Origin of the sequence: Psychrobacter coccoides (genome assembly GCF_017498085.1) — a bacterium.
GTDB classification, from domain to species: domain Bacteria; phylum Pseudomonadota; class Gammaproteobacteria; order Pseudomonadales; family Moraxellaceae; genus Psychrobacter; species Psychrobacter coccoides.
Genome location: NZ_JAGBKM010000002.1, coordinates 110,649 through 124,845, shown reverse-complemented (window position 1 = coordinate 124,845; position 14,197 = coordinate 110,649). Strand labels below are relative to the sequence as shown.

Genomic DNA, 14,197 nt, shown 5'->3' with positions numbered 1-14,197 from the left:
CCTGCTCGTGTTGCGGCTCTCGCCAAGACAGTCCGAAAGGTAGAGAAGGTCTTGGTATAAGAGCATGGTTTTGTCGTTCTTGTAAAACGACCCATCAACGTGACGTTAATGGAGCAAAAAACATTCTCGCGGTCGGGCTTGGCCGTCTTTAGTAGGAATCCCCGTTCCTTTAGGTCGGGGAGGAAGTCAACAGTGTCTTGATATACAAACTAGGCCCGTTTTAGACGCAAAGCATTTAATACCACAAGTAACGAGCTTAAGGACATACCAATAGCAGCCAACCAAGGCGGTACATATCCTAGCGCTGCTGGTATGAGTACGCTGCCATTATAAGCGAGCGCCCAACGAAAGTTTTGCTTGATGATTCGCTCGGTTTTGTCAGCGATACGTTTAGCCGCACTGATGGCATCTATTTGTCCATTTAAGATAATGCTGTCACTAGATACCTGTGCTAAGTCTGCCGCCCCTGCAATCGAGGTTGAGACATCGGCGGCTGCAAGTACTGGTGCATCGTTGATACCATCACCCACCATCAGCACTATGCCACCATCGGCTTGTATTTTTTGAATATGGTTGACTTTATCTGTCGGTGACAGACCATTATAAGCGCTCTGCATACCTAGATTGTCAGCCATAACCAACGCTTGCGGACTTGGATCTCCAGTCAACATCATAGACTCGATACCCATCTGTTTGAGCGTATCGAGCATCGATTTGGCACTATCACGCACCTTGTCATTAAAGTAAAAGCAGGCAAGCGCTTGCCATGAAGGCGAATCCTTTGCTTTATCAGTGGTGTTATTTAACAAGCAAGACAGTACCACAGCGGAGCTGGCTCGCTGAGACTCCAAATCAATAATCGGCTGACTAGAGGCAGCTAGACCATTATTCGCTTTATCTAATGCAAAATCCACATGACCTATTCGATAAGTGACACCATCAATAGTCGCTTCGACGCCGCCTGCAGGGTGATGATGCAGGTTTTGCGTGGTCGGCAAATGCAGCTGATAAGCTGCGGTAAGCAGGGCATGAGCAATCGGGTGGCGGCTGCCCACTTCTAAAGCAGCAGCGATAGCTAACAAACGATCTTTTTGTTCAGCGAGACTTAGACTGTCACCCTTATCTTGATAAGTATCCTCTATTGGTTCAATGTTGAGTAAGTTCGGCTTACCATAAGTGAGCGTACCTGTTTTATCAAAGGCCACGTGGGTGATCTCTGCTAGAGTCTGTAGTGTATGCCCCCGAGTGGTCAAAAACCCATAACTGGCCAAGCGATTGGTCGAGACGGTCAAAGCAATCGGCGTCGCCAAAGACAGCGCACAAGGACAGGTCGCCACTAATACCGCGACAGTGGCCCAAATGGCTTGGCTGGGATCAACAATATACCAACCTATAAATACCAGCACTGATAACACCAGTACCCGAGCCACAAACCAACGAGCCAGTTTGTCTGCTTGCTGCGCCAGCTTGGGTTTTTCACTCATCGCACGGTTCATCAGCCTATCGATAAGTCCAATCTGGCTGTCTTCTGGCAAGGCGGTCACCAGCATCTCAAATGGCTGACTGTCGTTTTGTGCGCCGCCAACGATATAATCCCCTTGGGCTTTCGCAATCAAGTCGCCCTCGCCCGTCAGCAAGCTTTGCGAGACCGTAGCAGTTGGGCTAAGTAGAATACCGTCACTGATGATTTCAGAACCAGCATCCACCATAATGATGTCGCCCACTTGCAAGCTATGAGCGGTTACCATTTGTCTTTCGTCTAAAGACGCCTCTGCAGAAGGGTCTACAGACAGCTGTGATGTTGGGGCATCTGATATCAGACTGCGCTTTTTTTGCCAGTCTTGCGCAATATGAGTGGTTATTTGGTGAACATTAGCATCCATGCTCTGCATAAAGTTTGGCAGAGACTCTGGCGGCGTGTTTGATGGCTCTTGAGTGCCTGTATGATTCACAGCGTGATTGATAGAGTCTTGCTGGTCCTGATGATATTTATTTTGTTTAAGAGCATTTTGCTGTAGCTGTTGCAAGACACGCTCAGCGGCAGGCTTATCTTCAGAAATTTTCTGTACCAATACAGGCTCAACCACTACCAAATCATTGGCCATAGTAGCGGCTTTTAGACGTGCATTATGCTCAATATAACGCCCTGCCAATAAAAAGAAAATAAACATACTGACTGAGTCAAAGTAAGTCTGTCCCTGTCCGGTCAAAGTCGCATAAAGACTGGCAAAGAAAGTCACAATCAAAGCGATGCTAACTGGCACATCCATATTGACTTGCCGTGCTCGAATGGCTGACCATGCTGAAGTGAAAAACGGAATACCTGCATAAAAGAACACAGGAGTACTGACAAACAAAGACACCCAACGTAAAAAATCACGTTGGAATATCAACATATCGCTATAGTCACCCAGATAAATGGCTACCGAGTACATCATCGCTTGCATCGATCCCAAGGCAGCAATACCCAGCCTTAGCAGCATTTGATTGTTATGACGAGCCAGCATGGCCTCATGGGTATCTTGGCGGTAAGGCTTGGCGTCATAACCAATCTCATTAATGACGCTTAAGATACGACTGATGGGCAGCTTACTTTCATCCCAAATCACTCGCATGCGCTGATTAGTCAAATTAACCTGACATTTATTTATGCCCTCTAGCTCATCTAGCCGCGACTCAATAAGCCAAGTACAAGCTGCGCAGCGCAGATTATTGACTGACAGCTCTGCAACCGACATGCCTTCTTGCGCATAGACAAACTGCGACTTTATCTCATCATGATCATAAGCTTCAAGGCGAGTCAGCTGCGTTGGTAGGCTGGCCGTGCGGTTAATCTCAGAGCGATCAAGATAATACTGCTCAAGACCTGCCTCGACAATACTTTGAGAAGCCAACTGACAGCCCATGCAACACATCTCACGAGATGCGCCTAGTATCTCGGTATGAAATGGCGGTTGCGGTACTGGGTCGCCACAATGAAAGCAGTGCCCAGCCAGAGGTAAAACCAAACCTTCTACGATAGAGCTGTCTTGATGGCGTTCGGTTTTAGTTGAGGCCAGAGAGGACGACGTATTGGACGAACTACTTGAAACAGTCACGCTTACTTCCTTTAGATATACTGACTTGGGACGTTCTGTGTTGCGCAAATATTGCTTATTATTCACCATATTTCAAAAACATCATCACCTAGCAAGAATAGCCAGATGAAAAACGACTAATCCATACAAAAAACACCGTTATCTAAATGATAGATTGCTATCTTATATGGCACTTACCTATCGAATTAAAAGCCTACTGGCATCAAAGCAGCCAGATACTGCTCTGACTCAATGGATTCCTATATATGACGTCTATTCTATATAGATGACTTGCTTTGATTTTTAGCGGGTATAGTGATTTTAAATGCTGTGCATAGTATACACCTTCACAGCTCAACACGAATAAATGACTGCATAGATGATGAGAGATTGAAAACTTAGTCAATTTACGTCATTATGAGGCAGTTTTTTTATGCTAAAACGGTGCAACATCAGTGCAAAAACCCAAGCTTACTCAGTTTCAACGTCCTAAATCTACTCTCAGTCCTCTGCCATCAAAGCAGCGCGGCATCGTGTTTAGTAGTCTTTTACTCATTGTGGTTATCGTTGGTATGGTGCTGTTGGCGCTATATTTACTTAAGCTCGATCGTACCATTACCAAAAAGTTTGAAGGTAAGCGCTGGGATCTCCCTGCCAAAGTATATTCACAGCCTTTAGAGCTGTATCAAGGCGCTAAGGTCAATAATGAAGCGATGAAAACTTGGCTGGAGCTACTCAACTATCGCAGCAATAAAGACTATAACCGTACCGGCAGTTACCATAAATCAGGGAACACTTATTTCATTCACACTCGTGGCTTTAACTACAGTGCCAATGATGTCGACAAGCCACAAGTCATCAAGATGACCATTGCTGACAGTATGGTGCAAACCATACAAAGTACTGTCCCTGCAGAGTCTGGGATTATTCGACTTGAGCCTGTGAGTATCGGGGGCATCTATCCAGACAGCAATGAAGATCGCTTGGTTGTCTCTTTAGACGACGTGCCGCAGCCGCTGATTGACGCTCTGATTGCCACTGAGGACCGTGCCTTTTATGATCATAAAGGTGTGTCTATACGTGGCATCGCTCGTGCGGTTATCAATAACTTCTCTGGCGGCTCCATGCAAGGCGGCTCTACCATTACCCAGCAGCTGATTAAAAACTTCTATTTGAATTCTGATCGCACGCTCAAACGTAAAGCCAATGAAGCTTTGATGGCAGTGTTATTAGAGCTACACTATAGCAAAGACGAGATCTTACAAACCTATCTTAATGAGATATACCTCGGTCAAAATGGCAACCGTTCTATTAATGGCTTTGGGCTTGCAGCACAATTTTATTTTAATCAACCACTAAACGAGCTGCGTTTAGATCAACAAGCCATGCTTGTCGGTATGGCAAAGGGTCCAAGCATCTATAATCCACGTCGCCATCCCAATGACTCAAAAGCACGGCGTGATGTGGTGCTGCATAATATGCTGACTATGGGTATGCTGTCACAAGAAACATATGACGCTGCCATTGCCAAGCCCTTAGATATCGTCGACAAACCAGTAGAAGGAAAAAGCCAATTTCCTGACTTCTTAGACATTGTTAAACGTGAACTCAATGAAGTCTATTATCCTGATGACCTTAAAAACGAAGGCTTGAGCATCATCAGTACGCTTGATCCCATCGCTCAATTAGCTGCTGACAAAGCGGTGGATAAAAAACTTGGAGAGCTGCGCCGACGTGGTAGTAAAACCAAAGACTTGCAAGGCGCCTTGGTCAGCGCTAACCCAGAGACAGGTGAGCTGGTTGCGGTCGTCGGTAGCGGCAGTGAATTTACTGGCTTTAACCGTGCCGTCGATGCCAAACGTCAAGTGGGCTCCCTACTAAAACCCGTTATCTATATGACGGCGCTTGAAAGCGGTCGTTACAACTTAGCCAGTCCTGTTGACGACTCTCCGATTACTGTGAGCTCAGGAGATGGCAGCAAATGGAATCCAAAAAACTACGATGGTCGTGACCATGGCTATATTCCTTTAACCACAGCTTTGGCCAAGTCCTATAACCAAAGCACCGTTCGCTTAGGGATGGAGTTTGGTGTTGATACCTTTGTCAGGCAGCTACGCCGTTTGGGTGTTGAAGAAAAAATCCCTGCCTACCCTTCTATACTATTAGGGTCAGTCAACTTAAGCCCGATGGATATGCTTGGGGTTTACCAAGTCTTTGCTACAGGCGGCTTTCGCACCCCCATTCATAGTATTCGTACGGTCATTGACGATCGTGGACGTATTTTACAACGCACAGGACTCAACACCCAACGTAGCATTCCACCTGAAACCAACTACCTGACCAACTATGCCCTACAGCAAGTGGTAAAAAGTGGTACTGCTAGACGTGCTCAGTCACTAGGCAGCGACCTAAATCTGGCAGGTAAAACAGGAACGACGAACAACTACCGTGATGCTTGGTTTGCAGGTTATAGCGGTAACTATGTTAGTGTGGTATGGGTAGGCCGTGATGACAACAAACCTATTGGCCTAGGCGGCGGCAGTGGTGCTCTACCCGTATGGATAGACTATATGCAACGCTTAAGACTGACCCCAGTATCCATGCCAGAGCCTGAAGGTATTGAGTGGCTGTGGCTCGAAAACAACTCAGGCAAGCTGTCTAACGAACGCTGCGAATCGGCCCGCTATTTACCGGTCATGTCAGCACACTTACCAAAAGAGGCCAGTGATTGTGCGATAGCACTATACCAGCAAGAACAAGCGCAACAACAAATGCAGTGGCAACGTGAGCAAAGTCGCCTTAATCAGCAACGCCTAAATGAAGGGTTACAGATACCAAATAGTGAGGTGATCAATCCTGACGCCGCTGATGATACTAGACAAGAGCGTCCTGACACTTGGTATAATCGTGCACTCGAATGGTTTTAATGAGTCTGATAAGCTGATAGATGAGCAACCAGCTTACTGATTTTAAGGTCATTTAGGATTTACAACTATTTAGAGTGAGGGGTGTGGCATGGTACTATCTATCTATAAACAAGCTATCTATAGACAGACTATCGACAAGCAAACTAGCAATAAACAAACCATTGATGAGCTGATAACTGAACAGCAAGTGAGCGAGCAGCCGTTAATCGCAGCAAAAGCATATCGCTCAAGCCTTACGCCGCTTTTTATGGTTGGCACTTTTATGAGTACTTTGATGCTCAGTGCTTGTCAAACGGCGCCTTACACAATGTCCACTAGCCATACTGATACGACGCCCACCACCATGGCTACGCAGCCATCAACGTCACAGCGCTTTGAGATTGAGCCTTCCACCTCTCCTACAGAGATGACCAGAGCACCTATACACCAAGGCCGTTCTCCGTCACAAGGTTTGCCTCATACTGAGCGACCTGCAACCAATAACAACCCTTTAACCCAGCAAACACCGGTGATTCAGACGCCAGCCGTCATTCCTAATAAGCCGATACGCACCCCTTCTCGTGACGACTATATCATCTCACAGCCACCTGTGACGCCCTCGCATAGCGATCTATTAGAGCGTGCCCGCCAAAGCTCCAGACAACAGGAGCGTCGTACCACCAGCACCCAAAGTGACCTGCCTGCTTTTCGCAGTTTAATGCAGACAGGCACCAGTCAACTTAAATCAGGTAACTTGACTGCTGCAGAAAACAGCTTTACTCGTGCACAGCGTTTGGCACCGAAGTCCTCAGCGGTATACTATTACTTATCACAAGTGGCCCTGAAAAAAAACCAACCTCGTAAAGCAGAAGCCATGGCACGCCGTGGTCTAACGGTTTCAGAAGACGCCAATCGCCGCCGCTCACTATGGCAGCTGATTTTGGTTTCAGGACAACAGCAAAATAATGCTCGAGTCATACGTGAAGCTCAACAGGCCCTGAGATAATCACAACCGTTCAAGATATAGAATTTAAGATACTGGATACTCGTCACTTCTGACTTTTATCTGTTAGCGATTATTTTTATCTTCACCATCAAGCTGTTACTAGGGCTTGTCCTCATTTTAAAAATGGAGATAAAAATGAGATAAATTGCCGTCAAACAAGGAAAATAGCGCAGATAATATCGGGATATTACCTAGCTATTTAACGCTGTTTGGCAAGATTTAGCCATTTTTAGCCCATTTAGGTATCCTTCGATTGAATTGAGGACACGCCCTAGCTCTAAAATCATAGCAGCCAAGCCACAAGTGCAGCATGACTTCTGGTAGACTCTGCTGTTTTGATGGTGCTAATCAGCTGATTACGAGTTCGTCTCATTCACATTCAACTAAGGTTAATTTTATGGCATGGCAACAACTGCATTTACAATGCGAAAAAACAAACGTCGATCTGGCTGAGGCTCTATTATTAGAAGCAGGCGCACTTTCTATTGCCTTAGAGGATGCAGGCGACCAACCATTGTTTGAGCCCTTACCAGGTGAGTCTCCCTTATGGGATGAGGTCATACTTACAGGACTGTTTGACGCCTCTACGGAAGCTGGCAGCCACCAAGCGGTAGAGCAATTGAGTCATGATATTGCAGCCCAAGTACACGCCAGCCGTGTTTGGGTCTCTGCTGTTGATGATAAAGACTGGGAGCGTGAATGGATGACGCATTACCATCCTATTGAGTGTGCTAATAATCTATGGATCGTGCCCAACTGGCTGACGCCGCCTGATGCAAATGCTACCAATATCATTATGGATCCAGGTCTGGCTTTTGGTACTGGTTATCACGCCACCACTCGCTTATGTTTAGACTGGCTGACCGAACAGGACCTCAAGGATAAAGTCGTTATCGATTATGGTTGTGGCTCAGGTATCTTAGGTATCGCAGCGCTACTCTTGGGTGCAAAGCAAGTCTACGCTGTAGACATCGACCCGCAAGCCGTACTTGCTACCAATCAAAACGCCGAGCGAAATAACGTAGCCGCACGTTTAGAGGCTTTCTTGCCCGAAGCATTTACCGACTACTGTGCACAATACAATATTTTGCCAGTAGATGTGATTGCTGCCAATATCTTGGCTAAACCGCTCATCAGTCTTGCACCTTATTTCGCTACTCTGCTTGCGCCTCAGGGTCAAATCGTTTTAGCAGGGCTCATTGAAGCACAAACAGAAGCAGTTGCTGCAGCTTATAGACCTTATTTTACGCTTGACCCTAAACATACGTTCAGTACACAAGAAGAACAACACTGGCAAAGGCTGTCAGGAAAGTTTACACACTAGTAACACTTCTTTACATATGTTACGATAGGGAGTCAGTGACAGCTCATCAGCTTGATACTACTCCTTATTTTTTATTTATACCTACTGCATCAGTATCTGACCAAAGGTATTGATGATCTTAAGGAGATAGTATTATTTTTGGTGAGTAAGTGCGTGATAATTATTGCCGTATCTTTTTGGATTTTGCATACATGAGCTCACTTTTAAACGCCCAATGCCCTTCTTGTCAGACTTGTTTTAGTGTAGCGCCTGCTCAACTAAAACAGGTAAAGGCGCGCTGTGGTCATTGCCAGCATGTATTCTTAATCCATGAGCATTTGCTGGATTTAGAAAGTGAGGCATCTGCTAACACCGTAGCTTATAAGCACCCCACCACAAATCAGTTAAAAAACTCAGCAAACCAACAAAGTGAATCTGTAGAATCTGACACTTTAATTGACAACGATAAAGCACAAATAAGCAGTCAAAATAACGATTGGACCTACCACTCTTTAGACGAGATGGATGCGTGGCTATCAGAGCCTAATACTAGCTCGGTAGACAACATCATCCAAGGCGCTCACTCTAAAGACAACACCTCTAAAGGCGTAACACCTAAAGTACATCTGAAAGCAGCAGCTCAACCGAAGACAATTAAGGAAAACTTACAAGATACAAGTGAGAAAAACCTAAGCAGCTCTACCCAGCAAGCTCAAGAGCCTACTACTGATCTGTCGCAGCTACTGACTGATATGGGCGTCCCATCATCCGACGACACCAATACCTCGCATTCAACACAAAATCGCAGTCCGTATTCAAGTCAGGCTATGTCAGCACAGACTCAGAACCCTGCAGCCTTGGTATTATGGTTAAGTGGTTGTTTGGTTCTGGTCATGCTATTATTTGCGCAGTATGTTATCTTTAATCTAGAAACCCTAATCAAAGACCCAGAGCATGCAGCTCGCTTACAAGCCGTGTGTGCCGTTGCTGTCTGTAGCTTGCCTAGAGCTGACGTAACAGCATTAAACATCACGAATCTCAATGTCGAACCTAGCCGTATTCAAGCCGACAATAAATTCAGTGATATTGAAGCATGGCTGGTCAATCAAAGCATGCAACAACAACTGCTACCGACCCTTAAAGTTAGTATTTATAGCACTGATCGTCTGATTGGAGAGTTTGTTGCGATGCCAGGCGACTATCTGGCCAGTCCACAAAACCTATTAACTGCCGAGCAGACCAAACCCCTGATGTTCACTATTCCGATTACTCATGAACGCATCAGCCAAGTGACGATCGATCCCATTTATTAAGATATAAGGCTTATCTAAAGAAGACCCTTATTACCTGCTTGCCACTCTTGAGGACATTACCTTATGGCACACCGTACCCACTCCTCTGCCAACCGTTTTGCCCAAAGCGCTACTCATGCTACCGACTGCCCTGACCAGGATGGCCTGTGTCTAACCGATATAACCACCGAGTCCATCTCAGATGATGCTGCCAGCCACGTGCACAGTTATACATCATCTACCGCTTCATTAAATGACGCACAGCAGCCTTTGCGGGTACACGTTGAGCGTGTGGTTCGTGAATACTTTGTAGCGCTAGAAAATGAAGTACCAACAGACCTTTATGAGCTTATCTTAAAAGAGGTTGAGCTGCCCTTACTGACTGTCGTTCTTGAGCAAACCCGTGGTAATCAAACAAAATGCGCTCAAATCTTAGGGCTAAACCGCGGTACCTTACGCAAAAAAATGAAAGCCTATAATCTAATGTGATTTATCTAAAACGTATCAACTTTTCTAGCATAAAACGGCTTAGCGCTTTGTGTAAACTCGCTAGATGTTTTATCATAGCGTTCATCATTTATAGAAGCGCAACTGCTAAAGTTAATCAATACTCAACATTGATATGTTAGTATTGAGCCTTCATTATTGACTCTTATCACTACTATGCTCGGCAACTTATAGTTTGACGACATGACAGCTATGGTTGCTATTACTATCCTGCCAGACGTAATGTCAGGCTTTTTTTATGGAACTGTTTTTATGGGTACAAAACCGCTTGCTCTACTCTCGGTCTCTGATAAATCCAATATTGTCGCATTTGCTCAAGGGTTGATTCAGTCAGGATTTGGTCTACTTTCTACTGGTGGTACCTATCGTTTACTTAAAGAACATGACGTAGATGTCACTGAAGTATCAGACTATACAGGCTTTCCAGAGATGATGGATGGCCGTGTCAAGACACTTCATCCAAAAATTCATGGCGGTATTCTAGGGCGTCGTGGTACTGATGATAAAGTTATGAGTGAGCATCAGATAGATCGTATCGATCTGGTCGTCGTCAACCTCTATCCATTTGCTGAAACAATTGCTCGCCCCGACGTGACCATGAATGATGCCATAGAAAACATCGATATCGGTGGTCCCACTATGGTGCGTGCTGCAGCTAAAAACCATGCCCATGTTGGCATTGTTACTGACCCTGCTGATTATGAGCGTATCATGACAGCATTAAATGACAATGGTCAGCTCACAGCGGCTCTACGTTATGATCTAGCTGTCAAAGCTTTTGAGCATACCGCACAATATGATGGTATGATTGCAAACTTTTTAGGACGCCGTGTCAATGATACCCAGCAACCAGAAACCTTTGCACGCACCCTAAACCTGCAGCTCGAAAAAGTACAAGACCTGCGCTATGGTGAAAACCCACATCAGCAAGCGGCATTTTATATTGAAAACCATCCGAGCCGTAGTCAACAAGCCTCCATCTCAACCGCTCAGCAGTTACAAGGCAAGGCTCTGTCTTACAACAATATTGCAGACACAGACGCAGCACTTGAGTGTGTCAAAGCCTTTAACGCTCCTGCTTGTGTGATTGTCAAGCATGCCAATCCTTGCGGTGTTGCAGTAGATAGCGACCAAGTTGCTGCTTATAAGACTGCCTTTAGTACCGACCCTGAATCTTCTTTTGGCGGCATTATCGCTTTCAACCGTCAGCTCACTGTTGCGGCAGCCAAAGCAATTATCGACAATCAGTTTGTAGAAGTCATCATCGCCCCTAGTCTAGAAGATGGTGTACTGGACGTTACCAGCAGTAAGAAAAACGTCCGTGTCTTGGTTTGTGGCGAACTGCCGACCTCAGATCAACGAGATAGCCAGCTTGACTATAAGCGGGTCAATGGTGGTTTATTGGTACAAGAGCAAGACCTTGGTTTAATCACTGCCAATGATCTAAAAATCGTCACTGATGTGCAACCTACAGAGTCGCAAATTGCTGACTTATTATTCAGCTGGAACGTGGCAAAGTATGTTAAATCTAATGCGATTGTCTATGCCAAATCTCAGCGTACCATCGGGGTCGGCGCAGGACAGATGAGCCGGGTTAACTCTGCACGTATCGCCGCTATTAAAGCAGAACATGCTGGGCTAGCTACTGCCGGTTCTGTCATGGCATCAGATGCTTTCTTCCCATTCCGTGACGGTATAGACAACGCTGCAGAAGTAGGTATTTCAGCGATTATTCAGCCTGGTGGCTCTATGCGTGATGATGAAACCATTGCTGCTGCAAATGAGCACGGCATTGCCATGGTCTTCACTGGTATGCGCCATTTCCGCCACTAGTATTCAGCCAGTTAATATTTATTGATTTATTTATTATCCATTAAAAAAGCCACTGTATTAAAAATACAGTGGCTTTTTCTTTGACTGCGCTTTGGTATTAGAGCTACCGATTAGGTCTAATTAACGTCTTTACCGACCCTGTGCGCTTGCCATGTTGGCTTCATTGATATCTACTTTATACACCAAACGCAGATAGTCTAAATAATCCTGCAATTGATCTTGTCCTAGATTATCCCGAATAATATTGGCAGTTTGCAGCTTTTCAAGATCAGACAGCTGAGATTGCTGTTGGGTCTCGATACGATCCCCAACCAACACGCTTGCTCCCATCTCTGTCTCACTGGCTAAAGCAACGACACCCTCTTCAGGCGCTTGCGTACTAAATGCCAGACTACGCTCTTTTTCGGTAAGTAGACCGGTTTGACGGCTGACTTCACCTAAAGACTGTAGGTTTGCTGCGTATTTTTCAATATCAGCTGGAGTTTTTATCTGAGCGGCCAACTGCTTAGCCTCTTGAAGGGCAAGCGCACTGGCTTTTTGTTGACGTAGTATCTCAGTGATTTTAGGTGTCGCTGCTTCTAGCGTCAAAGTCTTGGTCGGTCGATAGTGACTTGGCTGTACCCATACCGTACCTGTACCCACTTCAATGCCTGCAGTGACTGCTTGGTCCTGAATGGTAAACTCATCGAAGGCTTGATTGATGACTGCAGGCTGCGACAATACTGAGGTATTGTTGTTTTTACGGTAATCTTCGATACGCTTAAGGGCGACGTTTTCTTGCTGCGCAATATCTTCAATACTAAAGCCATCTGCTGCCAAGTCATTGATAGCGGTGACTTTATCAGCATACATAGCCTGACGCTTGTATTCTTTTGCTTTGGCGGTGAGCTCTTCACGCATACTGTCCATAGAGGGCACTGTGCTACCATCGTCTTTTGTCACCATAAATATCTGATAACCAAAACTGGTTTTGACAGGTTCTGTGACCTCACCAACACTCAAGTCCTGTAACGCAGTTTCGACAGCAGCAGCATCAGTCCCAAACACCGATGGATTGAAACGCCCAATGGCACCGCCATTGGCACCTGACGGATCATCTGACTCGGTCTTAGCCAACGCTGCAAACGACTCGCCTGCCTCCAAGCGCTGTTTAATACTGTTCGCACGAGCCTCAGCATCCTCACCCGTCAATAGAATTTGGCTAAGCTGACGTTCATCAACGACTGCCAGACCCTGCTTATAAGCCTCATATTGCTGTTGCAGCTCCTCTGTGCTGATATCATCAACGTCAATCAGCGCCGGACTTAGTTGAATATATGCCAAATCCACCATGGCATCGCTCTTAAGTGTGTCTTTATTGGCGTCATAATAGGCTTGTATATCGGCATCAGTCAGCGTGACTTGCTGCTCATAGTCTTGCCAATTAAACCGACTCAGCCAAATATGACGTGACTCTAGCTGCAAATCTATCAATTGATTTACCGCTGACATTGGATAAATGGCGGTACCAACGATACTGGCATTAAGCTGATCGAGGCTCAGCTGATTGCGAAACTCAGCAAACAGCTGATCCTTGGTCATGCCACGCTGACGCAAAAAGAAGGAAAACTGATCATTTGAGAACTCACCATTTTCATCTTTAAAAATATCCTCTTGCAACAGCAAACGGTTGATGGTGTCATCTGACACCGTCATGCCAAGCTTGCCTGCTTGCTGCTCAAGTAAGGTACGATCGATTAGACCTTTAAGGACTTGCTGATGTAACACCTCTTCATTCAGCAGGCTAGCATCCTCTATTTGATCCAAAATTTCAGAACGTCGGTTATTTACAGCAGTTTGATACTCAGACAATCCCACACTCGCTTCACCTACCTGAGCAATTTGGTTTGGATCTACTCCCCCTTGGAAGTAACTCTCAATACCCAATAAAGCAAGTGGTGATAGGCATAGAATTAATAAAATGCGACCAGGCCAGCTTTTTAAAAAATCGCGCAATTTATCCATAATTATTTCTACTTTTAACCTATATTAATAAAAACCATCGCAATAAGACCAATATCAGTGGATGCAATGGCATGGTGAGGGACCTCTAATATATAAAATAGCAGCGTCACGCGCGCCCTATGATACGTGATTTTTGACTGATACTCAAAATATTCACACCACTCATTTATAGAGACAACGCTAATTTTATACAATAAAAAAGCACCTTCGTTAAAAGGTGCTTTTTATCGTTTGCACGTCCATTTGATATATAAATGGTCACTCAAACA

General features: G+C 45.4%; 9 protein-coding genes. 7 read left to right on the top strand and 2 right to left on the bottom strand.

The annotated features are described in order from the left end of the window. The coding region (locus J3492_RS01995; protein WP_207989478.1) for a zinc ribbon domain-containing protein at positions 1 to 152 on the top strand (152 nt) is incomplete at its 5' end. A 57-nt stretch (positions 153 to 209) separates the two neighbouring features. Here the strand turns inward: J3492_RS01995 and J3492_RS01990 are convergent. Then, positions 210 to 3,098, bottom strand: coding sequence for a heavy metal translocating P-type ATPase (locus J3492_RS01990; RefSeq protein ID WP_424108369.1), 2,889 nt, complete (start codon positions 3,096 to 3,098; stop codon positions 210 to 212). 551 nt (positions 3,099 to 3,649) lie between these two features. Between J3492_RS01990 and mrcB the strand changes: the two genes are divergently transcribed. The 6 genes from mrcB to purH all read left to right on the top strand — a co-directional run bounded on the left by mrcB (position 3,650) and on the right by purH (position 11,924). Further along, a complete protein-coding gene (gene mrcB, locus J3492_RS01985; RefSeq protein WP_424108372.1) occupies positions 3,650 to 6,004 on the top strand; it encodes a penicillin-binding protein 1B in 2,355 nt (784 codons plus the stop codon). An 88-nt stretch (positions 6,005 to 6,092) separates the two neighbouring features. Beyond that, positions 6,093 to 6,989, top strand: a complete 897-nt coding sequence (locus J3492_RS01980) for a tetratricopeptide repeat protein (protein ID WP_207989220.1) — start codon at positions 6,093 to 6,095, stop codon at positions 6,987 to 6,989. 397 nt (positions 6,990 to 7,386) lie between these two features. Beyond that, positions 7,387 to 8,313 (top strand): 50S ribosomal protein L11 methyltransferase, encoded by a 927-nt coding sequence (gene prmA / locus J3492_RS01975; protein WP_207989218.1) that lies wholly within the window; start codon positions 7,387 to 7,389, stop codon positions 8,311 to 8,313. Positions 8,314 to 8,504: 191 nt separating this feature from the next. After that, positions 8,505 to 9,605: a zinc-ribbon and DUF3426 domain-containing protein gene (locus J3492_RS01970; protein WP_207989476.1), complete on the top strand. Its 1,101-nt coding sequence runs from the start codon at positions 8,505 to 8,507 to the stop codon at positions 9,603 to 9,605. 198 nt (positions 9,606 to 9,803) lie between these two features. After that, positions 9,804 to 10,073 (top strand): DNA-binding transcriptional regulator Fis, encoded by a 270-nt coding sequence (gene fis, locus J3492_RS01965; protein WP_207989474.1) that lies wholly within the window; start codon positions 9,804 to 9,806, stop codon positions 10,071 to 10,073. 270 nt (positions 10,074 to 10,343) lie between these two features. Continuing rightward, positions 10,344 to 11,924, top strand: coding sequence for a bifunctional phosphoribosylaminoimidazolecarboxamide formyltransferase/IMP cyclohydrolase (gene purH / locus J3492_RS01960; protein WP_207989217.1), 1,581 nt, complete (start codon positions 10,344 to 10,346; stop codon positions 11,922 to 11,924). 129 nt (positions 11,925 to 12,053) lie between these two features. On the opposite strand, the gene J3492_RS01955 is transcribed toward purH, so the two are convergent. Further along, complete coding sequence (locus J3492_RS01955) at positions 12,054 to 13,928, bottom strand: SurA N-terminal domain-containing protein (protein ID WP_207989215.1); 1,875 nt, start codon at positions 13,926 to 13,928, stop codon at positions 12,054 to 12,056. Between the last annotated feature and the right edge of the window lie 269 nt (positions 13,929 to 14,197).